Annotated in this window: 21 protein-coding genes; 10 read left to right on the top strand and 11 right to left on the bottom strand. The window is 72.4% G+C overall.

What is annotated here, in order from left to right:
• The first annotated feature begins 10 nt into the window (after nucleotides 1–10).
• From ACIQCJ_RS15610 to ACIQCJ_RS15580, 7 genes are all read left to right on the top strand, one after another.
• Nucleotides 11–1,537: a hypothetical protein gene (locus ACIQCJ_RS15610; RefSeq protein WP_402711629.1), complete on the top strand. Its 1,527-nt coding sequence runs from the start codon at nucleotides 11–13 to the stop codon at nucleotides 1,535–1,537.
• A gap of 177 nt (nucleotides 1,538–1,714) precedes the next feature.
• On the top strand, nucleotides 1,715–2,557 hold the full coding sequence (locus ACIQCJ_RS15605) for a nitrilase-related carbon-nitrogen hydrolase (protein ID WP_355339104.1): 843 nt from the start codon (nucleotides 1,715–1,717) through the stop codon (nucleotides 2,555–2,557).
• 3 nt (nucleotides 2,558–2,560) lie between these two features.
• Nucleotides 2,561–3,919 carry an aspartate aminotransferase family protein gene (locus tag ACIQCJ_RS15600; protein ID WP_355339107.1) on the top strand — a complete coding sequence of 453 codons (1,359 nt, stop codon included), beginning with the start codon at nucleotides 2,561–2,563 and terminating at the stop codon, nucleotides 3,917–3,919.
• Entirely contained in the window at nucleotides 3,916–5,322 is a 1,407-nt protein-coding gene (gene hydA, locus ACIQCJ_RS15595; RefSeq protein WP_355339110.1) for a dihydropyrimidinase, read from the top strand. Before ACIQCJ_RS15600 ends, hydA begins: the two co-directional genes overlap by 4 nt.
• Before the next feature lie 28 nt (nucleotides 5,323–5,350).
• Entirely contained in the window at nucleotides 5,351–6,364 is a 1,014-nt protein-coding gene (locus tag ACIQCJ_RS15590; RefSeq protein ID WP_188281266.1) for a TIGR03842 family LLM class F420-dependent oxidoreductase, read from the top strand.
• A gap of 141 nt (nucleotides 6,365–6,505) precedes the next feature.
• Nucleotides 6,506–7,384: an inositol monophosphatase family protein gene (locus tag ACIQCJ_RS15585; protein WP_402711628.1), complete on the top strand. Its 879-nt coding sequence runs from the start codon at nucleotides 6,506–6,508 to the stop codon at nucleotides 7,382–7,384.
• A gap of 11 nt (nucleotides 7,385–7,395) precedes the next feature.
• Complete coding sequence (locus tag ACIQCJ_RS15580) at nucleotides 7,396–8,811, top strand: FAD-dependent oxidoreductase (protein ID WP_391163766.1); 1,416 nt, start codon at nucleotides 7,396–7,398, stop codon at nucleotides 8,809–8,811.
• A 367-nt stretch (nucleotides 8,812–9,178) separates the two neighbouring features.
• Here ACIQCJ_RS15580 and ACIQCJ_RS15575 read toward each other — a convergent pair whose 3' ends face one another.
• On the bottom strand, nucleotides 9,179–10,042 hold the full coding sequence (locus ACIQCJ_RS15575) for a nucleotidyltransferase domain-containing protein (protein ID WP_402711627.1): 864 nt from the start codon (nucleotides 10,040–10,042) through the stop codon (nucleotides 9,179–9,181).
• A 145-nt stretch (nucleotides 10,043–10,187) separates the two neighbouring features.
• Between ACIQCJ_RS15575 and ACIQCJ_RS15570 the strand changes: the two genes are divergently transcribed.
• The gene (locus ACIQCJ_RS15570) at nucleotides 10,188–10,655 is read left to right on the top strand and encodes an SCP2 sterol-binding domain-containing protein (RefSeq protein WP_355339117.1); all 468 of its coding nucleotides are present in this window, start codon (nucleotides 10,188–10,190) and stop codon (nucleotides 10,653–10,655) included.
• Here ACIQCJ_RS15570 and ACIQCJ_RS15565 read toward each other — a convergent pair.
• Nucleotides 10,628–11,524 carry a TIGR02569 family protein gene (locus ACIQCJ_RS15565; RefSeq protein WP_402711626.1) on the bottom strand — a complete coding sequence of 299 codons (897 nt, stop codon included), beginning with the start codon at nucleotides 11,522–11,524 and terminating at the stop codon, nucleotides 10,628–10,630. The genes ACIQCJ_RS15570 and ACIQCJ_RS15565 overlap by 28 nt on opposite strands.
• Nucleotides 11,525–11,697: 173 nt before the next feature.
• The gene (locus ACIQCJ_RS15560; RefSeq protein WP_355339123.1) at nucleotides 11,698–12,201 is read right to left on the bottom strand and encodes an NUDIX hydrolase; all 504 of its coding nucleotides are present in this window, start codon (nucleotides 12,199–12,201) and stop codon (nucleotides 11,698–11,700) included.
• A gap of 133 nt (nucleotides 12,202–12,334) precedes the next feature.
• Between ACIQCJ_RS15560 and ACIQCJ_RS15555 the strand changes: the two genes are divergently transcribed.
• Nucleotides 12,335–13,504 carry a glycerate kinase gene (locus ACIQCJ_RS15555; RefSeq protein ID WP_402711625.1) on the top strand — a complete coding sequence of 390 codons (1,170 nt, stop codon included), beginning with the start codon at nucleotides 12,335–12,337 and terminating at the stop codon, nucleotides 13,502–13,504.
• Between the two features lie 135 nt (nucleotides 13,505–13,639).
• Here the strand turns inward: ACIQCJ_RS15555 and pssA are convergent, their stop codons facing one another.
• From pssA to ACIQCJ_RS15515, 8 genes are all read right to left on the bottom strand, one after another.
• Complete coding sequence (pssA, locus tag ACIQCJ_RS15550) at nucleotides 13,640–14,524, bottom strand: CDP-diacylglycerol--serine O-phosphatidyltransferase (RefSeq protein ID WP_391049537.1); 885 nt, start codon at nucleotides 14,522–14,524, stop codon at nucleotides 13,640–13,642.
• Entirely contained in the window at nucleotides 14,511–15,167 is a 657-nt protein-coding gene (locus ACIQCJ_RS15545) for a phosphatidylserine decarboxylase (RefSeq protein ID WP_355339132.1), read from the bottom strand. Before ACIQCJ_RS15545 ends, pssA begins: the two co-directional genes overlap by 14 nt.
• Nucleotides 15,168–15,360: 193 nt before the next feature.
• The gene (locus ACIQCJ_RS15540) at nucleotides 15,361–16,572 is read right to left on the bottom strand and encodes an acyl-CoA dehydrogenase family protein (protein WP_402711624.1); all 1,212 of its coding nucleotides are present in this window, start codon (nucleotides 16,570–16,572) and stop codon (nucleotides 15,361–15,363) included.
• Nucleotides 16,573–16,575: 3 nt separating this feature from the next.
• Complete coding sequence (locus ACIQCJ_RS15535; protein WP_355339138.1) at nucleotides 16,576–17,082, bottom strand: MaoC family dehydratase; 507 nt, start codon at nucleotides 17,080–17,082, stop codon at nucleotides 16,576–16,578.
• A gap of 1 nt (nucleotide 17,083) precedes the next feature.
• Nucleotides 17,084–19,099: a protein meaA gene (locus ACIQCJ_RS15530; protein WP_355339141.1), complete on the bottom strand. Its 2,016-nt coding sequence runs from the start codon at nucleotides 19,097–19,099 to the stop codon at nucleotides 17,084–17,086.
• On the bottom strand, nucleotides 19,096–20,472 hold the full coding sequence (gene ccrA, locus ACIQCJ_RS15525) for a crotonyl-CoA carboxylase/reductase (RefSeq protein ID WP_355339144.1): 1,377 nt from the start codon (nucleotides 20,470–20,472) through the stop codon (nucleotides 19,096–19,098). Before ccrA ends, ACIQCJ_RS15530 begins: the two co-directional genes overlap by 4 nt.
• Before the next feature lie 401 nt (nucleotides 20,473–20,873).
• Entirely contained in the window at nucleotides 20,874–21,665 is a 792-nt protein-coding gene (locus tag ACIQCJ_RS15520; protein WP_355339147.1) for a TetR family transcriptional regulator, read from the bottom strand.
• A 166-nt stretch (nucleotides 21,666–21,831) separates the two neighbouring features.
• The gene (locus tag ACIQCJ_RS15515; protein WP_402711623.1) at nucleotides 21,832–23,670 is read right to left on the bottom strand and encodes a 3-hydroxyacyl-CoA dehydrogenase family protein; all 1,839 of its coding nucleotides are present in this window, start codon (nucleotides 23,668–23,670) and stop codon (nucleotides 21,832–21,834) included.
• Between the two features lie 427 nt (nucleotides 23,671–24,097).
• Between ACIQCJ_RS15515 and ACIQCJ_RS15510 the strand changes: the two genes are divergently transcribed.
• Nucleotides 24,098–24,697 (top strand): adenylosuccinate lyase, encoded by a 600-nt coding sequence (locus ACIQCJ_RS15510; RefSeq protein WP_402711749.1) that lies wholly within the window; start codon nucleotides 24,098–24,100, stop codon nucleotides 24,695–24,697.
• Nucleotides 24,698–24,706 lie beyond the last annotated feature (9 nt).

Below are 24,706 nucleotides of genomic sequence, written 5' to 3'. Positions count from 1 at the left end.
CGAGGGTGTGATGACAACGGAACTGGCCGGTGCGGCAACGGAGTTCACGTTCTACTTCCGGTCGATGGTGGCGGCGCTCGGGGACCGTCCCGGCTGGTACGGGGTGTTCGCGGGGCGTGAGCCGGAGGCCGCGCACGCCTACGAGGGCGGCGCGGACATACCGCCCTGGGACGTCGTCGGGGCCGTCCTGCACGATCTGGCCGCCGCCGTGCGGGCGCCGCTCGACGAGGCGGAGGTGTCCCGTGCCCGGGTCCTGCACCGCGCCGCCGTCGCGGAGTGGGACGCCGCGCCCGGCGCGGAGAGCGCGCTCCGCCTCCGGCTCGAAGTGACCTCGCGGGCCCGTGACATGGCGCTGCTGCGCGAGCGCGAGGCGGCCCGCGCCCTCGACCAGGCCCCCGCCGACCCGGCGGGAGCCGCCACCGCCCGGCTCGCCAACATCCTCGCCTGGGCCCGCGACGACCGTGAGCGGGCCGCCGCCCGCTGCGACGAACTCCGCGCCCGGCTGGCCGCCTTCGCCGCGCCCCCGGCCGCCGACTGGTTCCGCCAGACGCCCGAGCGGCATCCCGCCGCCCAGCCCTCCCCGCCCGCCGAGCGGCATCCCGCCGCCCAGCCCTCCCCGCCCGCCGAGCGCGACCCCGCCGCCCAGCCCTCCTCGCCCCCTGAGCGCGACCCTGCCGCGCCCGCCGCCCGTACCGCCTCCTGGGCCCGCGACCCCCGCCCCGAGGAAGCCGCGCGACCGCGGCCCGCCAAGGCGACCGGCGCGCGCACCAAGGGCGCCTCCCGCCCGCGCGGCGCACGCTTCGCCGGGGCCTTCGAGGAGGCGGCGGGCGCCGAGGAAACGCCCCTGGAGCGGTCGGTGCCGCGCGGCGCGCGTTTCGCGGGCGCCCCCGCCGCCCCGGCCCCGCAGGCGACTGCCCAGGGACCCGTACGCGCCACCCCGCGCGGCGCGCGCTTCGCCGGCGCCCCGGAGAGCGCGGAACCGCGCCAGGCGCGGCCCACCCTCGACCCGCGCTGGCTGGCCGAGGCGCGGCAGGAGGCCGCGCGCCTCGGCGAACTGCGCCGTACCGGCCAGAGCGGCGCCGCCTACGTCGTCATCTGCGAGGCGGCGGAAGGCCCGGCGCCCCGACTGCCCTACCTGCTCAGGGAGTTGGAGCGCACCGAACTGGCCGCCGACGTGGCCACCCTGCTCTGGGAGGTCGCCGCGCTGCCCGGCGCCCCGCTGGCCGCCGCCGCCTCTGAACTGGCCGCCGCGGGCCGTACCGGCGACTGCCGCACGCTTCTGCACCAGGCCGCGTCGCGCCCGCCCGCCGACCTGGCCACGATCGCGGGCGACCTGGCCGACGCGGGGCGCCACGAGGAGGCGGGCGAACTCCTGCGGACGCTCGCCCGGGCGCGTCCGCCCGAGGACGCCGCCGCCGTGGTCAGAGCCCGCCCCGGCCTGGCCGTTCCCGTCCTGGACGCCGCGGAAGCCGTCTCCAAGTCCCGCCGCCGCGACATCGTGGCCGCCCTGCGCCGGGCGGGCCTGCCGGGCGGGTGACGCGGGCGCGCGCCGCCGAACGGGTTCCCCGAGGGGGAAACGTGATCGTCTTCGCCCGGTAACGGTAGCGGTCTTGCCACAGTGGGTAGGGCGCTTCTACGTTCTTCCCCACGGCTGGGATCTACGGGCGTAGAACGGGACTACCGGCGTGAAGCTGCCACGTCTGAGGAGCTGCTCATGAGCAATGTCGTGCGTGCCGCGCTCGTCCAGGCCACCTGGACCGGCGATACGGAGTCGATGATCGCGAAGCACGAGGAACACGCCCGGGCCGCCGCCGCGCAGGGCGCGAAGGTGATCGGCTTCCAGGAGGTGTTCAACGCCCCCTACTTCTGCCAGGTCCAGGAGGCCGAGCACTACCGGTGGGCGGAGCCCGTCCCCGACGGGCCGACCGTCCAGCGGATGCGGGCGCTGGCCCGCGAGACCGGCATGGTCATCGTCGTGCCGGTCTTCGAGATCGAGCAGCCCGGCGTCTACTACAACACCGCGGCCGTGATCGACGCGGACGGCACCGTCCTCGGCAAGTACCGCAAGCACCACATCCCGCAGGTCAACGGCTTCTGGGAGAAGTACTACTTCAAGCCGGGCAACCTCGGCTGGCCGGTCTTCGAGACCGCCGTCGGCCGGATCGGCGTCTACATCTGCTACGACCGCCACTTCCCCGAGGGCTGGCGCGCCCTGGGCCTCGCGGGCGCCCAGATCGTCTACAACCCGTCGGCCACCAGCCGCGGCCTGTCAGCGTACCTGTGGAAGCTGGAGCAGCCCGCGGCGGCCGTCGCCAACGAGTACTTCATCGCCGCGATCAACCGGGTCGGCCGCGAGGAGTACGGCGACAACGACTTCTACGGCACCAGCTACTTCGTCGACCCGCGCGGCCAGTTCGTGGAGGGCACCGCCTCCGACACCAAGGAGGAACTGCTGGTCCGCGACCTGGACCTGGACCTGATCGACGAGGTCCGGCAGACCTGGGCCTTCTACCGCGACCGCAGGCCCGACGCCTACGGCGACCTGACGGAGGGCTGAGCGATGGCCACCGCGACCGAGAGCGCGCACGCCGCGCTGCACGCCCGCCACCGCGCCGTCCTGCCCGACTGGCTGGCCACGTACTACGCCCGGCCGATCGAGCTGACGCACGGTGAGGGCCGCCACGTCTGGGACGCCGAGGGCAACCGCTACCTGGACTTCTTCGGCGGCATCCTCACCACGATGACCGCGCACGCGCTGCCCGAGGTCACCGCCGCCGTCGCCGAGCAGGCCGGGAAGATCCTGCACTCCTCGACGCTCTACCTCAGCCGCCAGGCCGTGGAGCTGGCCGAGCGGATCGCCCGGCTGTCCGGCATCCCCGACGCCCGGGTCTTCTTCACCACCTCCGGCACCGAGGCCAACGACACGGCCCTGCTGCTGGCCACCGCCTACCGCCGCTCCAACCAGGTGCTGGCGCTGCGCAACAGCTACCACGGCCGCTCCTTCACCTCGATCGGCATCACCGGCAACAGCGCCTGGTCGCCGACCAGCCTGTCCCCGCTCCAGACGCTGTACGTGCACGGCGGGGTGCGCAGCCGCGGGCCGTACGCGCATCTGACGGACGCCGAGTTCACCGCCGCGTGCGTCGCGGACCTGGAGGACATCCTCGGCCAGGCGAACGGCACGGTCGCCGCGCTCATCGCCGAACCCGTCCAGGGCGTCGGCGGCTTCACCTCGGGCCCCGACGGGCTGCTCGCCGCCTTCAAGCGGGTCCTGGACCGGCACGGCATCCTGTGGATCACCGACGAGGTGCAGACCGGCTGGGGCCGTACCGGCGACAACTTCTGGGGCTGGCAGGCGCACAGCGGCTCCGGCGCGCCCGACATCCTCACCTTCGCCAAGGGCATCGGCAACGGCATGTCCATGGGCGGCGTGGTGGCCCGCGCCGACGTGATGAACTGCCTGAACGCCAACTCCATCTCCACCTTCGGCGGCAGCCCGATCACCACCGCGGGAGCGCTGGCGAATCTCACCTACCTCCTCGACCACGACCTCCAGGGCAACGCCCGCCGGGTCGGCGGCCTGCTCAAGGCCCGCCTCACCGCCGTCTCCGCGGGCCTGGGCATCGTCCGCGAGGTGCGCGGACGCGGCCTGATGCTCGGCGTCGAACTGGTCGAGCCGGGCACCGACACCCCGTCCCCCGCGGCGGCCTCCGCCGTCCTCGAAGCGGCCCGCGCGCACGGACTGCTGATCGGCAAGGGCGGCCTCGCGGGGAACGTCCTGCGGATCGCCCCGCCGCTCTCGCTCACCGTCGCCGAGGCCGAGGAGGGCGCCGACCTGCTGGAGGCGGCCCTGAAACAGGCGCAGAGCGAACTCGCGGACCAGGCACCGGGCGAATCCGAAGGAGGGACCGCGCAGTGACCGCGACCCGTACCGTGATCCGCGGCGGCCTCGTCATCACCGCCGCCGACGAGATGCACGCCGACGTCCTGATCGAGGGCGGCAGGATCGCCGCCCTCGCCGCCCACGACAGCGACACCGCGGCGGGCTGGACCGCCGACACCGTCATCGACGCCACCGGGAAATACGTCATCCCCGGCGGCGTCGACGGGCACACCCACATGGAGATGCCGTTCGGCGGCACCACCGCCTCCGACACCTTCGAGACCGGCACCCGCGCCGCAGCCTGGGGCGGCACCACCACCATCGTCGACTTCGCCATCCAGGGCGTCGGCGCGTCGCTCCGCTCCGGGCTCGACGCCTGGCACGCCAAGGCCGACGCGCAGTGCGCGATCGACTACGCCTTCCACATGATCGTCTCCGACGTGAACGAGCACTCGCTCAAGGAGATGGACATCCTGGTCGAGGAGGGCGTGACCAGCTTCAAGATGTTCATGGCCTACCCCGGCGTCTTCTACAGCGACGACGGGCAGATCCTGCGCGCCATGCAGCGCGCCGCGGGCAACGGCGGCCTGACGATGATGCACGCCGAGAACGGCATCGCGATCGACGTCCTCGTCCAGCAGGCCCTCGAAGCGGGGAAGACCGACCCGCGCTACCACGGCGAGGTCAGGCACGCCCTGCTGGAGGCCGAGGCCACCCACCGCGCCATCCAGCTCGCCCGCGTCGCCGGCGCCCCGCTCTACATCGTGCACGTCTCCGCGCAGCAGGCCGTCGCCGAACTCACCGCCGCCCGCGACCTGGGCCTCAACGTCTTCGGCGAGACCTGTCCGCAGTACCTGTTCCTGTCCACCGACAACCTCGCCGAACCCGGCTTCGAGGGCGCCAAGTACGTGTGCAGTACGCCGCTGCGCCCCCGCGAGCACCAGGCCGCGCTCTGGCAGGGCCTGCGCACCAACGACCTCCAGGTGGTCTCCACCGACCACTGCCCGTTCTGCTTCACCGGGCAGAAGGACATGGGCGTCGGCGACTTCTCCAAGATCCCCAACGGCATGCCCGGCGTGGAGAACCGCATGGACCTCCTCCACCAAGGCGTCGTGGACGGGCACATCAGCCGCCGCCGCTGGATCGAGATCGCCTGCGCCACCCCGGCCCGGATGTTCGGCCTCTACCCGCGCAAGGGCACCATCGCGCCGGGCGCCGACGCCGACGTGGTGATCTACGACCCGCACGCCGAGCAGGTCATGTCCGCCGAGACCCACCACATGAACGTCGACTACTCCGCCTACGAGGGCAAGCGGACGACCGGCCGGGTCGAGACCGTGCTGTCCCGCGGGGTGCCCGTGATCGAGGACCGGTCGTACGTGGGCCGGGCCGGTCACGGCCAGTACACGCCGCGCGGCATCTGTCAGTACCTGATCTAGCCCTCAGCCTCACAGAAGGAGCGGCGCCATGGACTTCGGCCTCGTGCTGCAGACCGATCCACCCGCCTCGAACGTCGTCGGCCTGATGCGCCGCGCCGAGCGCAACGGCTTCACGTACGGCTGGACCTTCGACTCCGCCGTGCTGTGGCAGGAGCCGTTCGTCATCCACAGCCGCATCCTCGACCACACCGACCGGCTCAAGGTCGGCACGATGGTCACCAACCCCGGCACCCGCACCTGGGAGGTGACCGCCTCCACCTTCGCCACCCTCAACTCGATGTACGGCAACCGCACGGTCTGCGGCATCGGCCGCGGCGACTCGGCGATGCGGGTCGCCGGGCGCAAGCCCAACACCCTCGCGCGGGTCGGCGAGGCGATGACCGTCATCCGCGACCTCGCCGAGGGCCGCGAGGCCGTGGTCGACGGCACACCGCTGCGGCTGCCGTGGGTCGAGAACGGCGAACTGCCGGTCTGGATGGCGGCGTACGGCCCGAAGGCGCTGGCGCTGACCGGCGAGAAGGCCGACGGCTTCATCCTGCAACTCGCCGACGTCTACCTCACCGAGTGGATGGTGAAGGCGGTACGGGACGCGGCCGAGAAGGCGGGCCGCGACCCGGCCTCGGTCACCGTCTGCGTCGCCGCGCCCGCCTACGTCACGGCCGACGACTCGCCCGAAGCCCTCGCGCACGCCCGCGAACAGTGCCGCTGGTTCGGCGGCATGGTCGGCAACCACGTCGCCGACCTCGTCAGCCGTTACGGCGAACACTCCGACCTGGTGCCGGAGGAACTGACCGAGTACATCGCCCAGCGGCACGGCTACGACTACGCGCACCACGGCCGCTCGGGCAACCCCGACACCGCCTTCGTGCCCGACGAGATCGTGGACCGCTTCTGCCTGATCGGCCCGGTCGACCGGCACCTGGACAAGCTGCGGGCCCTGCGGGACCTGGGCGTCGACCAGTTCGCGGTCTACGACATGCACGACGCGAAGGAGGCGACGATCGACGCGTACGGCGAACACATCATCCCGGTGCTGGGCTGAAGCGCGCGGCCGGGTCCCGGCGCGTGGCTGACCTGGGGGAGCGGGCCCGCGGCGGCGTCGCCGCGGCTGCCCGCACCCGTGGGACGGCCGTTGTCCGCAGGGCGGGAACCGCGCGGCGCCCGGGTCTGATTGGATGGCGGCATGGGCAATGAGGTCGGTGCGGTATCGGGTGACGCGGCGGGCGCGGACGGCGTCGGCGACGGCGTGGACGACGCACTGCTCGCCGCCGTCGAAGACGTGATCAGAGCGGTGGTCGCCGCCGAGGTGGTGCCGCGCTGGCGGCGGCTCGGCGACGACGACATCTCGCGCAAGAGCGGCCCGTACGACCTGGTCACCACCGCCGACCGGCGCGCCGAGGAACGGCTCACCGAAGAGCTGACCGCGCTGCTGCCCGGCTCCGTCGTGGTCGGCGAGGAGGCGGTGAGCGCCGACAGCGGCGTACTGGAACGGCTGGGCGGCGACGACCCGGTGTGGGTGGTCGACCCGGTCGACGGCACCTCCGCCTTCGTCCGCGGCGAGGACGGCTTCGCCACCCTGGTCGCCCTCGTGCACGACGGCGTACCGCTCGCCTCCTGGACGTACGCCCCGCAGCGCGGCCTGTTCGCCACCGCGCGGCGCGGCCGGGGCGCGCATCTGGGCGGCGAGCGGCTGCACACCCGCACCCCCGAGGCGGGCGAGCCGCTGCGGCTGTCCACCTCCAACCCGGTCTACCGCACCGGCTACGAGCGCGACGCCCTGACCCGGCTGGACGCCTCGGGCGCGGTCTGCACCCCCTGCACCTGCGCGGGCCTGGCCTACCTGGACGTGGCCCGCGGCGCGATCGACGCTGTCGCCTTCTTCTGGGAAGCGCCCTGGGACCACGCGGCGGGACTGCTGCTCGCCACCGAGGCGGGCGGCGTCAGCCGTACGGCGTCCGGCGCGCCCTTCTCGATCCCCGGCGGCAACGAACTGCCCTTCACCCTCGCCCGCGACGAGGCCACCGCACGGCAGGTCACCGAGCTGATGGCGGCCGGAAGGTGAGCCGCGCGGTCGTGGCCGACGCCGTCGTCGTCGGCGCGGGTCCCAACGGGCTGACGGCGGCGGTGGAGTTGGCCCGCGCCGGGCTCTCCGTGCAGATCTACGAGGCCGCCGACACCGTGGGCGGCGGCGCCCGCACCGAGGAGCTGACGCTGCCGGGCTTCCGGCACGACCCCTGCTCCGCCGTGCACCCCTTCGGCATCGGCTCGCCCGCCTTCGGCGCGCTGCCGCTCGCCGAGCACGGCCTGGAGTGGCTCCAGCCGGAAGTCCCGATGGCGCACCCGTTCCCCGACGGCACCGCCGCCGTTCTCGCCCGCACGGTCGGCGAGACCGCGGCCTCGCTCGGCGCGCGCGACGCGGGCACCTACCGGCGGCTGCTCGCGCCGTACACCGGTCACTGGGACACCCTCGCCGCGGACTTCTTCCGGCCGCAGTGGGCCGGGATACCGCGTGACCCGTACCGCTTCCTCCGGTTCGGCCTGACCGGCACGCCGCCCGCCGCCGTCCTCGCCCAGCGCTTCCGCGACCCCAAGGCGCGGGCGCTGATCGCCGGGCTCGCCGGGCACGCGATCACCCGGCTCACCCAGCCGTTCACCGGGGCGATGGCGATGATGTTCGCGCTCGCCGCGCACGAGAACGGCTGGCCGGTCGCCCGCGGCGGCTCCCAGGCCATCTCCGACGCGCTGGCCGGGCACCTCACCGAACTGGGCGGCGTCATCCGCACCGGCGTCACCGTCCGCAAGCTCGACGAGCTGCCGCCCGCCCGCGCCTATGTCTTCGACACCTCGCCGACCGCGCTCGCCCGGATCGCCGGACTCGGCGACGCGTACCGCGGCTACCGCTACGGCGCCTCCGTCTTCAAGATCGACTACGCGCTGGACGGCCCGGTGCCGTGGACGTCCCCCGACGCGCGGCGCGCGGGCACCGTGCACATCGGGCCCAGCTACACCGAGATCGGCGACGCCCTCAACCGGGCGGTGACCGGGCGCCCGCCGCAGACGCCCTTCCTCATCACCGCCCAGCCGTCCGTGATCGACCCCTCCCGCGCCCCCGAGGGCAAGCACGTCTTCTGGGCCTACGGGCACGTCCCCCACAACTGGCACGGGGACGCCACCGATGCCGTCGAGCGCCAGATCGAGCGTTTCGCGCCGGGCTTCCGTGACCTCGTCCTCGCCCGCGCCGTCACCGGGCCCGCCGGTCTCGCCGCCCGCAACGCCAACTATGTCGGCGGTGACATCGCCTGCGGCGCCTACTCCGGACTCCAGTCCGTCATCCGGCCCCGCCTCGCCGCCAATCCCTACACCACCATCCGCCCCAACCTCTTCCTCTGCTCCTCCGCCACCCCGCCCGGCCCCGGCGTCCACGGCATGCCCGGCCACCACGCCGCCCGCGCCGTCCTCCACCACCTCCGCCGCGCCGCCCGCCGCTAACCCGCCGCGCGGCGCCTATCCCGAGGGCGGCACCCCGATCTTTTTTTGGGCGCGGCGCCCGGGCGGTCACTCTGCTGTGGGCGGCACCCCGATCTTTTGAGGGGCGCGGCGCCGGGGCGGTTTCTCTGCTGTGGGCGGCACCCCGATCTTTTGAGGGGCGCGGGGAACTGCGCGCCCAGCCACCGCCGGGCTTTCAGCCCGAAAACACACAGCAACTGCCCCGCTGGGGCCGGTATTTACAGCTCGCCACCGTTGGTGGCTGGGCGCGCAGTTCCCCGCGCCCCTAAGAACAGGCCCTGCGCCAGCCCGGCGCGCATTCCCGCGCTGCTCAAAGCAGGCCCTGCGCCGGCTCGGCGCGCAATCCGGGTCAGGGGAGGGGGAGGCCGCGGCGGGCCTCGCGGACCAGGCGGGCCGCCGAGGCCACGGTGGCGGAAAGCTCCTCGGCCGAGAGCCCACTGCGACCGAGAAGAACGCCGACCTCGTCGGCGAACCCCGCGGGAGCCCCGGAAAGCACCGCGGCCGCGGGAAAGGCCCCCTTCTCATTCAGGCACCACACCCGGTTCCAGGCGTGCAACGCCTGCGCGAGGACACCGAAGGCCCGCGACAGGCAGAGGGACACGTGCACGTGATCCCCCTTGACGGCCGACTTCGCGGCAGCGGCCACCGTGAACTCCGCCTCCCACGCGGCCTCGACCAGAGCCCGCCGCAACGCCTCGGGATACACCCGCGTCTCGGCCCGGAGCGCCGACAACTCCCCGTCGGTGTCGGCGAGTACGTGCCCGAGGGCGACCTCGCCCGGATAGCAGGGCGACCAGAAACCGAGCGGGTGCCCCGGCTGGATACCGACCTCGTAGCGGCCCTCGCGGCAGTCCTGCCACACCCGCCGGACGCGGTCGACGTCCCGCAGGATCCAGTCGACGGCGACCCCGTCCACGCGCAGCCACGCCCCGGCGTTGACCCACGGCCCCCACCCGCCCGGCGCGGCCACCTCCACCGGTTCCCCGGTGAACTCCCGCGCGAGCGCGGCCAACGCGGCCACATCCGGCTCGCCCCGGTAGTACACCCCGAGGTCCCAGTCCGAGTCCGCCCGGTGCGTCCCGCGCGCACGGCTGCCCCCGAGCAGCACCCCGACCACCCCGGGCACCTCCCGAAGGGCTTGGGCCATGGCGACCACGGGAACGTCCGGCGCGGCGGCGAGGACTTCGGGCAACGGCGGCTGATCAGCATGCATGCCGTGACGGTACGGGAGGGCGGGGCGGCCCCGCGCGCCTATTTCCGCTGCCCGTGCGGTGCCCGAGGCGACGCCTTGCCACGGTGCCGCGCCTTACCTATCCTTACTCACCAGTAAACTTACTCTGGAGTCAGGAAGGCCCGACATGGCGGCGCTCGACGACATCGACCTCGAACTCCTCGACTTCGGCACGGTCGAGCCGAAGGAATTCGCGCGGATCGTACGGGATCTTCCGGCCCGCCGGATCGCGGAGTTCATGAACGGAGCGCAGCGCCGACGGGTCCTGGACGAGGTCTTCCACCGGATGGGCACCCTCTTCAAGCCGGAGTCGGCGGGCCGCCGCGACGCCCTGATCCGCTGGCGGATCACGGCGGGGGACGAGGCACCGGACGTCTACGAGACGCACATCGCGAACGGCGCCTGCGCCGTCACGGCCGAGGACACCGGACGTACACCGCAACTCACCCTCACGATGGCCGCACCGGAATTCCTCAAGCTGGTCTCGGGCAACGCCTCGGGCCCGGCGCTGTTCTTCACCCGGAAGCTGAAGGTGCAGGGGGACATCCGGCTGGCCGGCGGCCTGACCTACTTCTTCGACATCCCCAAGCCCTGACCGCCCGCGGCCGCGTACGCCCGTACGGCCGCGACCGCCGCCCGCTCGTACGGTCGCGGCTGCGCGTCCGGGCCGAGCACGGCGCCGGTGACCAGCCGGAACAGCAGGGCGCGGACGAGGAGTTGGGCCCACGCGTCGGGGTCGGGGACCTGGCCGTCCCCGGCGGGGCCGAGCGCGAGGACCGCGGGCCCCGCCCCGTACCAGAGCAGCGCGTCGACCACCACGACGGCCGCCGCCCAGTCGACGGGGTACCAGTACGGCGGCCAGTCGATGACCGCGGGCGGCAGGCCGTCCGCGAAGAGCACATTGCCCAGCAGGTCGCCGTGCACGACCTGCGGCGCCGGTGCGCCGGACGGCCCGAACGGGCGGCGTTCTGCGGCCAGTTGGGCGATGAGCGCGGCCACCTCGGCGTCACCGCCGCCCCCGTCGTCCAGCGGCGACTCCTCCCAGGCGACCCGGGCCGCGTACGACCACGGGCCCTCGCGCGTGTCGAGGAAGCCGGGGCGCGGTACGTCCGCGAGCGCCGCGTGGAAGGCGGCGGCCGTCCGCAGCACATCGGCGGGCCGCCCCGGGTCGGACCGGCCGGCCACGTACTGCCACGCCTCCCAACCCTCCGCCGTCCAGCCGCCGTTCGCCGCCCGGACCGGCCGCGCGACCCGGAAGTGCGGGGACGCGGGCAGCGCGCTCAGCACCTCGGCCCGCCACGCGGTCTCGGCCGCGAGCCCGGTCGGCTTGAGCACCACCTCGCCGTCCCGCCAGGTCTGCCCCTGCCCGCCCGGCAGCGGCACCGGCCGCCCCGGCGCGCCGAAGGCCGCGAGCACGGCGGCAGACGGCGGGGCCGATTCGGATGGCTGGGTGGATTCGATCATGAGGCAGGATCCTATGTCCGGGGTCGCGGACCCGGCGACGGATATACCGCGCGGCGGCACGAGCCGGACGGTTCGACGGCACATGCGCCGCAGGCGAACTCGCCTCGCCGACCCGGCCCCCGACCTCGGACACCTCCCCGACAGGCCCCGCCGCCCAGCCGGTTGACGTGACGTCAGTTGACGCCCGCGCGGCGGCCGTTCTCCAGCTCCACAGGACCGGCGCCCGCGGCGAGGGCGGCCAGGGCCGCGTGGACACGGCGGGCGGCGCCCGGCGAGAAGTAGGAGTCGATCTCGTCGGCCGGGACCAGTTTCCAGGAGTCCAGTTCCTCCTCCTGGAGCCGTACCGCCGCCAGCCGCGTCTCGTCCAGCACGCCGCCGTCGTAGAGGTAGCTGGCCAGCGGCGGCCTGCCGGGCCCCGTCACCCAGTCGACGGCGAGCAGCGGGCCCGGCTCGATGTCCAGACCGATCTCCTCCGCGCTCTCCCGGCGGGCGGCCTGCCGCGGCGTCTCGTTCAGATCGGACTCGATGGTGCCGCCCGGCAGCGTCCAGGTCCCGTCGTCGCGGTAGTTCGGCTCGACGATGAGGATCCGGCCGTCGGCGGACCTGAAGAGGGTGTTCGCTCCCGAAATGATCTTCGGCAGCCCTGCGATGTACGTGGCGAAGTCGGTCGTCGTCATGCCGCCAAACCTACGACCACGGGCCGCGCGGCGGACTCGCGAACCGGTGATCGCGCGGTGACACAGCGCGGTGCCCATGGGCAGGCGGGCCCGGCCGGGATAGGGTCCCACCGGCGCGATGTTCCGTTTTCGGATGGGGAGTACGACAGTGTCCGACGCTGCAACAAGATCCACGGGACGTGTGCTGATCGCCGCGGACAAGTTCAAGGGCTCGCTGACCGCGGTGCAGGTGGCCGCGCATGTCGAGGCGGGGCTGCGCAAGGGCGCGCCTGGTGTGACCGTCACCTCCGTACCGGTCGCCGACGGCGGTGACGGCACCGTCGAGGCCGCCGTCACCGGCGGTTTCGAGCGGCGCACGGTACGCGTCACCGGACCGCTGGGCGAGCCGGTCGACGCCTCGTACGCGCTGCGTGACCGTACCGCCGTGGTCGAGATGGCCGAGGCGTCCGGCCTCCAGCACCTGCCGTCCGGCGTCTTCGCGCCGCTCACGGCGACCACGTACGGCACCGGCGAGCTGCTGAAGGCCGCGCTCGACGCGGGCGCCCGCACCATCGTGCTCGGCGTCGGCGGCAGCGCCACCAACGACGGCGGCGCGGGCATGCTCAGCGCGCTCGGCGCTCGACTGCTGGACCGCGACGGCGCGCCCGTCGCGCCCGGCGGCGGCCCGCTGGGCGCGCTCGCCACCGCCGACCTGTCCGGGCTCGACCCGCGGCTGGTCGACACCGAGATCGTCCTCGCCAGCGACGTCGACAACCCGCTGTTCGGGCCCAAGGGCGCCGCCGCGGTCTACGGGCCGCAGAAGGGCGCCTCCGAGGCCGACGTCGCCACGCTCGACGCCGCCCTCGGGCACTACGTCGACGTCCTCGCCCTCGCCGAGGGTCCGACCGCCGCCGCGGCGGCCGACGCCCCCGGCGCGGGCGCCGCGGGCGGCATCGGCTACGGGGCCCTCGTCGGCCTCGGCGCCACCTTCCGGGCCGGTATCGACGTCATGCTCGACGTCCTCGGCTTCGCGGCCGCCCTCGACGGCGTCGACCTCGTCATCACCGGCGAGGGCTCCCTCGACGAGCAGACCCTGCACGGCAAGGCGCCGGTCGGCGTCGCCCAGGCCGCCCGCGCCCGTGACATCGACGTCGTCGCCGTCTGCGGCCGTCTCGCGCTCAGCCCCAGCGCCCTCGGCTCCGCCGGGATCCGCCGCGCCTACCCGCTCTCGTCCCTGGAACCGGACCCGGCCGTCTCCATCCCCAACGCAGGCCCGCTCCTGGAACAGCTCTCCGCCGAGCTGGCCCGCGACTTCCTGACCTAGCAAGCCCCAGCGCCAGCGCCAGCCCCCCCAGCCCCAGCGCCAGGCGCAGGCGCGCGGAAACGACTGCGGCCCCTCCGCCGAGAGCGGAGGGGCCGCGGGCCGTAGCGGCGCACCGGGGCTCACCCCGGAGACATGTCAGCGCAGAGCGTCCGCCCTGGCCTCACGGCGATTGGCCCGCATCGTATTGACGCGGCGCGTGGTCGCGAAGCAGGGGATGACCGCCGCGGCCACGCACTGGAGGGCGGCGCCCGTCTGGAGGAGCAGGTGGCCGCCGGGGACGTCGAGGGTCCAGGCGGTCAGGCAGCCCATGCTGATGAGGATCCAGCCGAGGGTGATGACGGCGAGGCGTCCGCGCGGCTTGGGGTACTCCACGCGGCTCACCATGAGCCAGGCGACGCCGACGATGGCGACGACGGTGGGGATGAAGGGCAGCTCCAGCAGGACGACGGAGACGACCGTCATCGCCCCGAAGGGGCTGGGCATGCCCTGGAAGACACCGTCCCTGATCGTGGTGCAGGAGAAGCGGGCGAGCCGCAGCACCACGGCCAGGACGACCATCACCGCGGCGGCGGCCGACACCTTGCCGTGGGCGTCGTCGGCGACCAGACCCCAGACGACGACGAAGTAGGCCGGCGCGAGGCCGAAGCTGATCAGGTCGGACAGATTGTCCAGCTCGGCGCCCATCGCGGAGCTGCGCAGCTTGCGCGCGACCAGCCCGTCGAAGAGGTCGAAGACGGACGCGAGCAGCATGAGCGTCACCGCGGTGGCGGCGCTGTGCTTGGACATGCCGCCGACGGTGGTGCCCATCAGGTGCGGGACCAGGACTCCGGTGGTCGTGAAGTACACGGCCATGAAGCCACAGATCGCATTACCGAGAGTGAGCGCGTCGGCGATGGACAGCCGGGTGGACAGCGGAAGGTCGGCTACCTCGTCCTCCAGCTCGGTGACCCAGTGCGACTGCGCCTGCACCGGAGTGTGAGTGTGGGCCTTTGCCTGCGTGTCGGGTTCAACCACGGTCAAGGCGAGTCACCCCAGCCGTGGTGGTCTGCCCGACCTCGACGTCGGGCTCGATGCCCTCCGGCAGGTACACGTCGACCCGCGAGCCGAACCGGATCAGGCCGATCCGCTCGCCCTGTTCCACCTTGCAGCCGCGCGGCACGTACGGAACGATCCTGCGCGCCACCGCGCCGGCGATCTGCACCATCTCGACATCGCCGATCTCGGTGTCGAAGTGCCAGACCACCCGCTCGTTGTTCTCGCTCTCCTTGTTGAACGCCGGTACGTATCCGCCGGGGATGTGCTCGACGGAGGTGACCGTGCCCGCGAGGGGCGCGCGGTTCACGTGGACGTTCAGCGGGCTCATGAAGATCGCGACGCGGGTGCGCCCGTCCTTCCACGGCATGATGCTCTGCACCACACCGTCCGCGGGACAGATCACACGGCCCTCGGCGATCTCGCGCTCGGGGTCGCGGAAGAACCACAGCATGCCCGCGGCGAGCGCGGTGGCGGGGACGGCCACCGTCGCCCAGCGGCCTGAGCGGCGCGCGCGGACAAGGCTTACCGCCGCGGTGGCGACGGTCGGGAGGAGCCACGGCGACGCTCCGCGCGCGAGTCGTACGCCGACAAGGCCGTCGCGTGGTGCAGAGGAATGGCTGTGGGGCATGGAAGACCTTCGTAGCGGAGGGTGCCGCGAATTACTTCTGGGGACGGCGGCTTTAACCCGATGGTATCGGTTGACACGGGCAACTCGGCAAGCTCAAGGGCGAGTCGATGGCTGGTTCCCGTGCCGCGACGGCTCACGCAGTGTGACCTTCCCCTCGGGTAAATGTCAATAAATACGGACATTCTTCCTTCGGTTATCCCTGGAGACGATACTCCTCCAGCAGTCGCCGCCCGATGATCATTTTCTGGATCTCGGCGGTCCCCTCGCCGATCAGCAGCATCGGCGCCTCCCGGTACAGCCGCTCGATCTCGTACTCCTTGGAGAAGCCGTAGCCGCCGTGGATGCGGAACGCGTCCTCCACCACTTCCTTGCAGAACTCCGCGGCCAGGTACTTCGCCATCCCGGCCTCCAGGTCGTTGCGCTCGCCCGAATCCTTCTTACGTGCGGCGTTGACCATCATCCGGTGCGCGGCCTCCACCTTGGTGGCCATCTCGGCGAGCTTGAACTGGATCGCCTGGTGCTGTGCGATGGGTTTGCCGAACGTGTGCCGTTGCTGTGCGTAGGCGATGCCCAGTTCGAACGCCCGCTGTGCCACACCGCAGCCGCGCGCGGCCACATTGACCCGGCCGACCTCGACGCCGTCCATCATCTGGTAAAAACCCCGGCCGCTCTGTCCGCCGAGCACCCGGTCGGCCGGAACCCTCACGTCCTGGAGGATCAGTTCCGTGGTGTCGACGCCCTTGTAGCCCATCTTGTCGATCTTCCCTGGCACGGTGAGGCCGGGGACCGAGGCGTTGGCGCCGAAGCCGGGCTCCTTCTCGATCAGGAAGGTCGTCATCGACTTGTGCGGCGGCGCGTCCTCCGCCTGCCCCTCGTCGGTCCTGCACAGCACCGCGACCAGATGGGAAGAACCGCCGTTGGTCAGCCACATCTTCTGGCCGTTGACGACGTACACGTCCCCGTCGCGTACGCCCTTGGTGCGGATCGCCGACACGTCGGAGCCCAGTTCCGGCTCCGACATGGAGAACGCGCCGCGCACGTCGCCCGCCGCCATACGCGGCAGGAAATGGTCCTTCTGCTCCTGTGTGCCGTGCTGCTTGATCATGTAGGCGACGATGAAATGGGTGTTGATGATGCCGGACACGCTCATCCAGCCGCGCGCGATCTCCTCGACCGTCAGCGCGTACGTCAGCAGCGACTCGCCGAGGCCGCCGTACTCCTCGGGAATCATCAGGCCGAAGATGCCCAGTTCCTTGAGCCCTTCGACGATGTCCGTCGGATATTCGTCGCGGTGCTCCAACTCCGTGGCGACCGGCAGGATCTCCTTGTCCACGAAGGAGCGGACGGTGGAGAGGATCTCCTTCTGGACGTCGGTCAGCCCGTCGGTCTGCGCGAGGCGGCTCATGACTCAGCTCTCTCCCAGCTCGGGACGGCCGGGCTGTTCCCCGCCGCGCTCCTTGATGTACGTGGCGGTCGGCACCAGCACCTTGCGGCGGAAGACGCAGACCAGGGTGCCGTCCTGCTTGTAGCCCCGGGTCTCCACCTCGACGATGCCGCGGTCGTTCTTCGACTTCGACGGGCGCTTGTCGAGCACCGTCGTCTCGCCGTAGACCGTGTCGCCGTGGAAGGTCGGCGCCACGTGCTTCAGCGACTCGATCTCCAGATTGGCGATGGCCTTGCCCGAGACATCGGGCACCGACATCCCGAGCAGGAGCGAGTAGATGTAGTTGCCGACGACGACATTGCGGCCGAAGTCGGTTGTCTTCTCCGCGTAGTTGGCGTCCATGTGCAGCGGATGGTGATTCATCGTGAGGAGGCAGAAGAGGTGGTCGTCGTACTCGGTGACGGTCTTTCCCGGCCAGTGCTTGTAGATCGCACCGACCTCGAACTCCTCGTAAGTGCGGCCGAACTGCACGTCATACCTCCAGCTTTTCCAGCTTGTTCGCGAGCCGGATCTCGTCCACGATCCGGCCGATGATCCCGGTGATTCCGAAGTCCTTCGGGGTGAAGACGGCCGCCACTCCGGCCTCGATCAGCGCCTTGGCGTCCGCCGAGGGGATGATCCCGCCGACGACCACCGGGATGTCGTCCACCCCGGCCCCGCGCAGCCGCTCCAGCACGTCCGGCACCAGGGCGGCGTGCGAACCGGACAGGATCGACAGACCCACGCAGTGCACGTCCTCGGCCACCGCCGCCGACACGATCTGCTCGGGTGTCAGCCTGATCCCCTGGTAGACCACCTCGAAACCGGCGTCGCGGGCGCGTACGGCGATCTGCTCGGCGCCGTTGGAGTGCCCGTCGAGCCCCGGCTTGCCGACCAGCAGCCGCAGCCGTCCGCCGCCCAACTCCTTGGCCGTCTCGGCGACTTTGCGCCGTACCTCGGCCATCGGACTGCCCTCCTCGGCGGCCACCGCGACCGGCGCGCCGCTGACCCCGGTCGGCGCCCGGAACTCACCGAACACATCGCGCAGCGCCCACGACCACTCGCCGGTCGTCACCCCCGCCCGCGCGCAGTCCAGCGTCGCGGGCATCAGATTGTCGGTGCCCGCCGCGGCCGAGCGCAGCGCGGTCAGCGCCTCCTGCGCGCGCGCCTCGTCACGCGCCACCCGCCAGTCGTGCAGCGCGGCCACCACCCGCGCCTCGTTGGCCGGGTCGACGGTCATGATGGCCGTGCCGAGGTCGGCGGTCAGCGGACTGGTCTCGGTGGACTCGTAGACGTTGACGCCGACGATCTTCTCCTCGCCGGACTCGATCCGGGCCCGGCGCTCGGCGTGCGAGGACACCAACTCCGACTTCAGATAGCCCGATTCGACCGCCGCCATGGCGCCGCCCAGCTCCTGGATGTGCTCGATCTCGGCGGTGGCGAGCGCCACCAGCTCCTCGACCTTCGCCTCGATCACATGGCTGCCGTCGAAGATGTCCTCGTACTCCAGCAGGTCGCTCTCGTGCGCCAGCACCTGCTGGATGCGCAGGCTCCACTGCTGGTCCCAGGGCCGGGGCAGCCCCAACGCCTCGTTCCACGCCGGGAGTTGCACCGCGCGGGCGCGGGCGTCCTTGGACAGCGTGACGGCCAGCATCTCCAGCACGATCCGCTGGACGTTGTTCTCCGGCTGCGCCTCGGTCAGGCCGAGCGAGTTGACCTGCACGCCGTAGCGGAAGCGGCGCTGCTTGGCGTTCTCGATGCCGTACCGCTCGCGGGTGACGGTGTCCCAGATCCGGCCGAAGGCGCGCATCTTGCACATCTCCTCGACGAAGCGCACGCCCGCGTTCACGAAGAAGGAGATCCGCGCGACGACATCGCCCCTGCGCTCCTCCGGGACCTGCCCCGAGGCGAAGACCGCGTCCAGGACGGCGATCGCCGTGGACATCGCGTAGGCGATCTCCTGGACCGGCGTGGCCCCGGCCTCCTGGAGGTGGTAGCTGCAGATGTTGATCGGGTTCCACTTGGGGAGGTGGTTGACCGTGTACGTGATCATGTCGGTGGTCAGCCGCAGCGACGGGACCGGCGGGAAGACATGCGTCCCCCGTGACAGGTACTCCTTGACGATGTCGTTCTGCGTCGTGCCCTGGAGCGCGGTGAGGCCCTCCTCGCCGAGTCCTTGCTCCTCGGCGACCACCTGGTAGAGCGCCAGCAGCCACATGGCGGTGGCGTTGATGGTCATCGAGGTGTTCATCCGCTCCAGCGGGATGTCCTGGAACAGCCGCCGCATGTCGCCGAGATGGGCGATCGGCACGCCGACCCGGCCGACCTCGCCGCGGGCCAGCACGTGGTCCGCGTCGTAGCCGGTCTGGGTCGGCAGGTCGAAGGCGACGGACAGGCCCGTCTGGCCCTTCTCCAGATTGCGCCGGTACAGCTCGTTGGACGCCTCCGCGGTCGAGTGCCCCGCGTAGGTCCGCATCAGCCAGGGCCGGTCCTTCTGACGCCCTGTCATCGGGCGTCCCCGGCAGGGGAGTCGGGGACACCGGACGTCGCGTCGCGGAACAGGTTGATCGAGGGCAGGTGCTTCGCGCGCAGCTCCGGGTCGGTGACGCCCATACCCTCCTCGGGGGCCAGCGCGAGGACGCCGACCTTGCCCTGGTGGAGATTGCGGTGCACGTCGTACGCCGCCTGCCCGGTCTCGGCCAGCGTGTACGTCCGCGACAGCGTCGGGTGGATCTTCCCCTTGGCGATCAGCCGGTTGGCCTCCCACGCCTCGCGGTAGTTGGCGAAGTGCGAGCCGACGATCCGCTTCAGGCTCATCCACAGGTAGCGGTTGTCGTACTCGTGGGTGTAGCCGCTGGTGGACGCGCAGGTGACGATCGTGCCGCCCTTGCGGGTGACGTAGACCGAGGCGCCGAAGGTCTCGCGGCCGGGGTGCTCGAAGACGATGTCGACGTCCTCGCCGCCGGTCAGTTCGCGGATCCGGGCGCCGAACCGCTTCCACTCGCGCGGGTCCTGGTGGTGCTCGTCCTTCCAGAACCGGTAGCCCTCGGCGCTGCGGTCGATGATCGCCTCCGCGCCCATCGCCCGGCAGATGTCCGCCTTCTGCGGGCTGGAGACGACACAGATCGGGGTGGCGCCGCCCGCCAGCGCGAACTGCGTGGCGTACGAGCCGAGTCCGCCGCTCGCGCCCCAGATCAGCACGTTGTCGCCCTGCTTCATGCCCGCGCCGTTGCGCGAGACGAGCTGGCGGTAGGCCGTGGAGTTGACCAGTCCGGGCGCCGCGGCCTCCTCCCACGTGAGGTGCTCCGGCTTGGGCATGAGCTGGTTGGACTTGACCAGCGCGATCTCGGCGAGGCCGCCGAAGTTGGTCTCGAAGCCCCAGATCCGCTGCTCGGGGTCGAGCATCGTGTCGTTGTGCCCGTCGGCGGACTCCAGCTCCACGCTCAGGCAGTGCGCGACGACCCGGTCGCCGGGCTTCCAGGCGTTGACCCCGGCGCCGGTGCGCAGCACGACGCCCGCCAGGTCGGAGCCGATGACGTGGTACGGCAGGTCGTGCCGCTTGGCGAGCGGCGACATCCTGCCGTAGCGCTCGAGGAAGGAGAAGGTCGAGACCGGCTCGAAGATCGAGGTCCAGACCGAGTTGTAGTTGACCGAGCTGGCCATCACCGCCACCAGGGCCTCGCCGGGCCCGAGTTCGGGCAGCGGGACCTGGTCGAGGTGGAGCGAGGTGCGGGGGTCCTTCTCGCGGGTGGTGAGTCCGGCGAACATCTCGGCCTCGTCCTTGCGGACGGTGACGGCGCGGTAGGACTCCGGCAGCGGGAGGGCCGCGAAGTCGGCGGCCGAACTGTCAGGCGCGAGGATCGCGTCCAGGATTTCCTTCATGGTGTCTGACCTCCGGCGAAGCGTGCTGCTGCTGCGTTGACGCTGGGGGAACGCAGGGGCGGATGGCTGGGGGTGCCGTCGTCGGTCCGGCGGGTACGGCGGTGGAACTGACCATGTGCGCGGTGGCGCGGGGATACCTGTGACGCAGGCGGGTCCGGGCCTTGGGGACAGTCGGCGTACGCGGGATATCCGTACGCCGGCCGCCCGGACTACCGTCACGGTATGGCACGCAGTGCCAGTCGTAAAGACACTGCGTGCCAAAAATTTGTCTCACGTGTCACCGGGACGCCACAAACGAGCGGCAGCGGCCGACCGGGGTTCCGGTCGGCCGCTGCCGTGGTTGCGGGTGCGGTGGGGCGGGCGCTCGGGCGCCGGGCGGGCGCCGACGGCACCCGGGGCGCTCAGGCGCGGCGCAGGGCCTGCTCTATCGTCCGCAGGATCTCGGCCGGGGAGGCGTCGGTGCGGGCGACCGCGACCACCACCTCACCCTGCCGCGACACGGTCGCCGCAGGCTCCACCGCGACCCGCGACGGTATCCGGCCCGCGCCGATGCCGCTGCCGAAGGTGGCCTTGATGACGTCGAAGGCGTGGTTGAGCTGCGCCTCCACATCGCCCTTGCCGTCATTGCGCAGCCAGCGCCGCAGGACGTGATTGTGCGCCGCGACCACCGCGGAGGCGGCCACCTCGGCCAGCAGCGGGTCGTCGTCGCCGTCCCGGTGCGCGCCCTCGTCGAAGTGGCCCAGCAGATAGCGGGTGAACAGCCGCTCGTACCGGGCCACCGAGGCGATCTCGCGCTCCCGCAGCGTCGGCACCTCGCGGGTCAGCCGGTACCGCTCGACCGACACCTCCGGCATGTACGCGTACATCCGCAGCACCTCGGTGATGCCCCGGCACACCGTGTCCAGCGGGTGCTCGTACGGCTCCGCGGAGTCCAGCACCGCCTGCACCCGTACCAGCGTGTCGTCGTGGTCCGGGAAGATCGCCTCTTCCTTGGAGCGGAAGTGCCGGAAGAACGTACGGCGCGCCACCCCGGCCGTCGCCGCGATGTCGTCGACCGTCGTGGCCTCGTAACCCCGCTCGGCGAACAGGTGCATGGCCGCCGACGCGAGGTCCTGGCGCACCCGGTGGCGCTGGGCCGCGGCGCGGCGGCCGTTCGCGGTCTCAGGTGGGTCGGACTTCGCGGGCTGGGACATGTGGGGAACGTAACACGGCGCGGCCCCCCGTCCGGCGGCCGGGGGGAAACGTCCCCAGTCCGCCGGACGACCGCGGTCCGACCTGCGCTCACGCCCGCCGGACGGCGCGCCGCCGGTGTCGGCGCGGCGCTCGGTGCCGTGCCCTGTTCCGCTGCCGGGGCGCGCCTCAGCGCCGGGCATACTCGCGGAAGCCGCGGCCGGTCTTACGGCCCAGGCAGCCCGCGGACACCAGGTGTTCCAGCAGCGGCGCGGGCGCCAGGCCCGGATCGCGGAACTCCTCGTGCAGCACCTGCTCGATCGCCAGCGACACATCCAGGCCCACCACGTCGAGCAGCTCGAACGGGCCCATTGGATAGCCGCCGCCGAGCTTCATCGCCGCGTCGATGTCGTCCACGCTCGCGTAGTGGTCCTGGACCATCTTCACCGCGTTGTTGAGGTACGGGAACAGCAGCGCGTTCACGATGAAACCGGCCCGGTCGCCGCAGTCCACCGCGTGCTTGCGGACCGCGCCGCACACCTGGTGCACCGTCGCCCGCACGTCGTCCGCGGTCAGCACCGTGTGCACGACCTCGACCAGCTTCATCGCGGGCGCCGGGTTGAAGAAGTGCATTCCGACGACGTCCTGCGGGCGTCCGGTGGCCCGCGCGACCGCGACCACCGGCAGCGACGAGGTGGTGGTGGCCAGCACCGCGCCCGGCTTGCAGACCTTGTCGAGCGTCTGGAAGAGCTGCTGCTTGACCGCCAGATCCTCCGCCACCGCCTCCACCACCAGGTCGGCGTCGGCGAAGGAGTCGTACGAACCGGACGGCGACACCCGCGCCACCGCCGCGTCCCGCTGCTCCTGGGTCAGCCAGCCCTTGGTGACCGAGCGGTCCAGCGACTTCGCCAGCCGCGCCACCGCCGATTCCGCCTTCTCCTGGGTACGGGCGGCCACCACGACGTCGAAGCCCGCCTTCGCGAAGACCTCGGCGATACCGGTCGCCATCGTGCCGGAACCCGCGACGCCCACCGCGCGCACCGGCCGCCCGGCCGGCCGGGTGTCCCCGGTGCCCGGAGTCTCCGCGTCCGGCACCACGACCGCGCTGCCCGGCGCCTGGTAGCTGTAGAAACCCCGGCCCGACTTACGGCCCCGCAGCCCGGCCGCCGTGAGCTGCTTGAGCACCGGCGCGGGGGCGTGCAGCCGGTCGTGGGACGCCTCGTACATCGCCTCGAGGACGGTCGTGGCGGTGTCGACGCCGATCAGGTCGAGCAGCGCCAGCGGGCCCATCGGCAGCCCGCAGCCCAGCCGCATGGCCGCGTCGATGTCCTCGCGGGTGGCGTACCGCGCCTCGTACATCGCCGCCGCCTGGTTGAGATAGCCGAACAGCAGGCCGTCGGCGATGAAGCCCGGCCGGTCGCCGACCGGCACCGGCTCCTTGCCGAGGCTCCGCACGAGGGCGGTGACGGCCGCCGTGGTCTCCGGCGACGTCAGGACCGTCGACACGACCTCGACCAGCTTCATGGCGGGCGCGGGCGCGAAGAAGTGCAGCCCCAGCACCCGGTCGGGGCGGGAGGTCTCGGCCGCCAGCCGGGTCACCGACAGGGCGTTCGTGCCGGTCGCCAGGATCGCGTCCGGCTTGGCCAGCCGGTCAAGCTCGGTGAAGACCTCGCGCTTGATGTCGTAGCGCTCGTCGACCACCTCGATCACCAGATCCGCCTCGGCGGCGGCCCGCAGATCGGGGAACGTACGGAAGCGGGCCAGCGCGTCGCCGCGCTCCGCCTCGGTGCTCCGGCCGCGCTCCACGGCGCGCGCCGTGGAACGCTCCAGCGCCGTGACCGCGCGGCGCGCCGCGCTCTGGTCGATGTCGATGCCGATCACCTCGTGACCGGCGCGGGCCATGACCTCGGCGATGCCGGTGCCCATGGTGCCCAGGCCCACGACGGCGACGGTCGCCAGGGGCGCCGCGCTCGCGGCGGGGGGTGAGGATGCGGTCGCTGACGATGAGGGTGTGGACGGACGGTCCATCGCGTGACTCCAGACGCTGGGGAGACCGGAGCGCGCCACGCGCGCACACGGCTGAAGGAGTGAGGTGGAGTCGCGGGCCGGAAGTGCAGGGGTGCGTGCCCGCGCGAAGAGATAGGCGAGCCCTGTCCCGGGGCCGCGCCGCGATGATGCCGAACCGACGAATGTTCCCGTCCACGGCGGCTGCGTCACCGACCACCGTGCACGTCCCCCGAGCGTAACCGGCGAGTAACTTCCCCGCCAGTCCTGTGCCCATGTGATCTGCGCCGCCCCCATCTGAGCGCCCCACCCCCACCGGCCGGTGGTCCGGGAACGACCGATCCGCCCCGCCGGGGCGGGGCAGCCGCAGATCAGACACAGCCTCGCGCCCCTGAAAAGATCGGCTCGCCGTCCGAACGCAGTGGGTGTGCCCCGTCAGGGGCGCGGGGAACTGCGCGGCCCACCCCCACCGGCCGGTGGTCCGGGAACGACCGATCTGCCCCGTCGGGGCGGTAACGGGCAACTCGGCTCCTACAGTGGGGAGATGGACGTCGAGACCCGTGAACGCCTCGCTCGCAAGCTCACCGCCGTGGGCGAACCGTTGGAGGTGAGGGAGGCGGCCGCCGTGGAGTTGGCGGAGGCGGGAGACCGGCGGGCGTTCGAGACGCTGGCGTTGTTGCTGAACTACCGGGACGAGTCGCGGGCGAGCCGCGCCGCCGAGGCGCTGGCGCGGCTGGCGGACCCGCGGACCGGGCGGGCCGCCGCCGCGCTGGCCACCAACGAACTGCGGGTCGCGTACGCGCTGCCCGCCATCCGCCTCCTGGTCCGGATGCGGGCGCCCGAGGCCGTACCGGCCCTCACCACCACCCTGGAGCGGCTGCTCGCCCGGCCGACCCCCGCGCCCCACGAACGCATCGCGCTGGCCTGCGTGGAGGGCCTGGGCGCACTGTGCCCGCGGCAGGCGCCCCCCGCCGCCCGGCACGCCCTGCGCGCCGCGACCGCCCACCCGCCACTGGCCCCGGCCGCCCGCGCGGCGCTGGCCGACGCCTAGGGCCTGACG

The sequence above is a fragment of the Streptomyces sp. NPDC093221 genome (assembly GCF_044753885.1).
Classification (GTDB): Bacteria; Actinomycetota; Actinomycetes; order Streptomycetales; family Streptomycetaceae; genus Actinacidiphila.
The sequence above is the reverse complement of the archived record's forward strand: the minus strand, read 5'-3'. Positions and strand labels throughout refer to the sequence as shown.

Coding starts and splice junctions, on each gene's coding strand:
- ACIQCJ_RS15610 (WP_402711629.1), top strand. CDS start 11: ATGACAACGGAACTGGCCGGTGCGGCAACGGAGTTCACGTTCTACTTC.
- ACIQCJ_RS15605 (WP_355339104.1), top strand. CDS start 1,715: ATGAGCAATGTCGTGCGTGCCGCGCTCGTCCAGGCCACCTGGACCGGC.
- ACIQCJ_RS15600 (WP_355339107.1), top strand. CDS start 2,561: ATGGCCACCGCGACCGAGAGCGCGCACGCCGCGCTGCACGCCCGCCAC.
- ACIQCJ_RS15590 (WP_188281266.1), top strand. CDS start 5,351: ATGGACTTCGGCCTCGTGCTGCAGACCGATCCACCCGCCTCGAACGTC.
- ACIQCJ_RS15585 (WP_402711628.1), top strand. CDS start 6,506: ATGGGCAATGAGGTCGGTGCGGTATCGGGTGACGCGGCGGGCGCGGAC.
- ACIQCJ_RS15575 (WP_402711627.1), bottom strand. CDS start 10,042: ATGCATGCTGATCAGCCGCCGTTGCCCGAAGTCCTCGCCGCCGCGCCG.
- ACIQCJ_RS15570 (WP_355339117.1), top strand. CDS start 10,188: ATGGCGGCGCTCGACGACATCGACCTCGAACTCCTCGACTTCGGCACG.
- ACIQCJ_RS15565 (WP_402711626.1), bottom strand. CDS start 11,524: ATGATCGAATCCACCCAGCCATCCGAATCGGCCCCGCCGTCTGCCGCC.
- ACIQCJ_RS15560 (WP_355339123.1), bottom strand. CDS start 12,201: ATGACGACGACCGACTTCGCCACGTACATCGCAGGGCTGCCGAAGATC.
- ACIQCJ_RS15555 (WP_402711625.1), top strand. CDS start 12,335: ATGGGGAGTACGACAGTGTCCGACGCTGCAACAAGATCCACGGGACGT.
- ACIQCJ_RS15545 (WP_355339132.1), bottom strand. CDS start 15,167: ATGCCCCACAGCCATTCCTCTGCACCACGCGACGGCCTTGTCGGCGTA.
- ACIQCJ_RS15540 (WP_402711624.1), bottom strand. CDS start 16,572: ATGAGCCGCCTCGCGCAGACCGACGGGCTGACCGACGTCCAGAAGGAG.
- ACIQCJ_RS15530 (WP_355339141.1), bottom strand. CDS start 19,099: ATGACAGGGCGTCAGAAGGACCGGCCCTGGCTGATGCGGACCTACGCG.
- ccrA (WP_355339144.1), bottom strand. CDS start 20,472: ATGAAGGAAATCCTGGACGCGATCCTCGCGCCTGACAGTTCGGCCGCC.
- ACIQCJ_RS15520 (WP_355339147.1), bottom strand. CDS start 21,665: ATGTCCCAGCCCGCGAAGTCCGACCCACCTGAGACCGCGAACGGCCGC.
- ACIQCJ_RS15515 (WP_402711623.1), bottom strand. CDS start 23,670: ATGGACCGTCCGTCCACACCCTCATCGTCAGCGACCGCATCCTCACCC.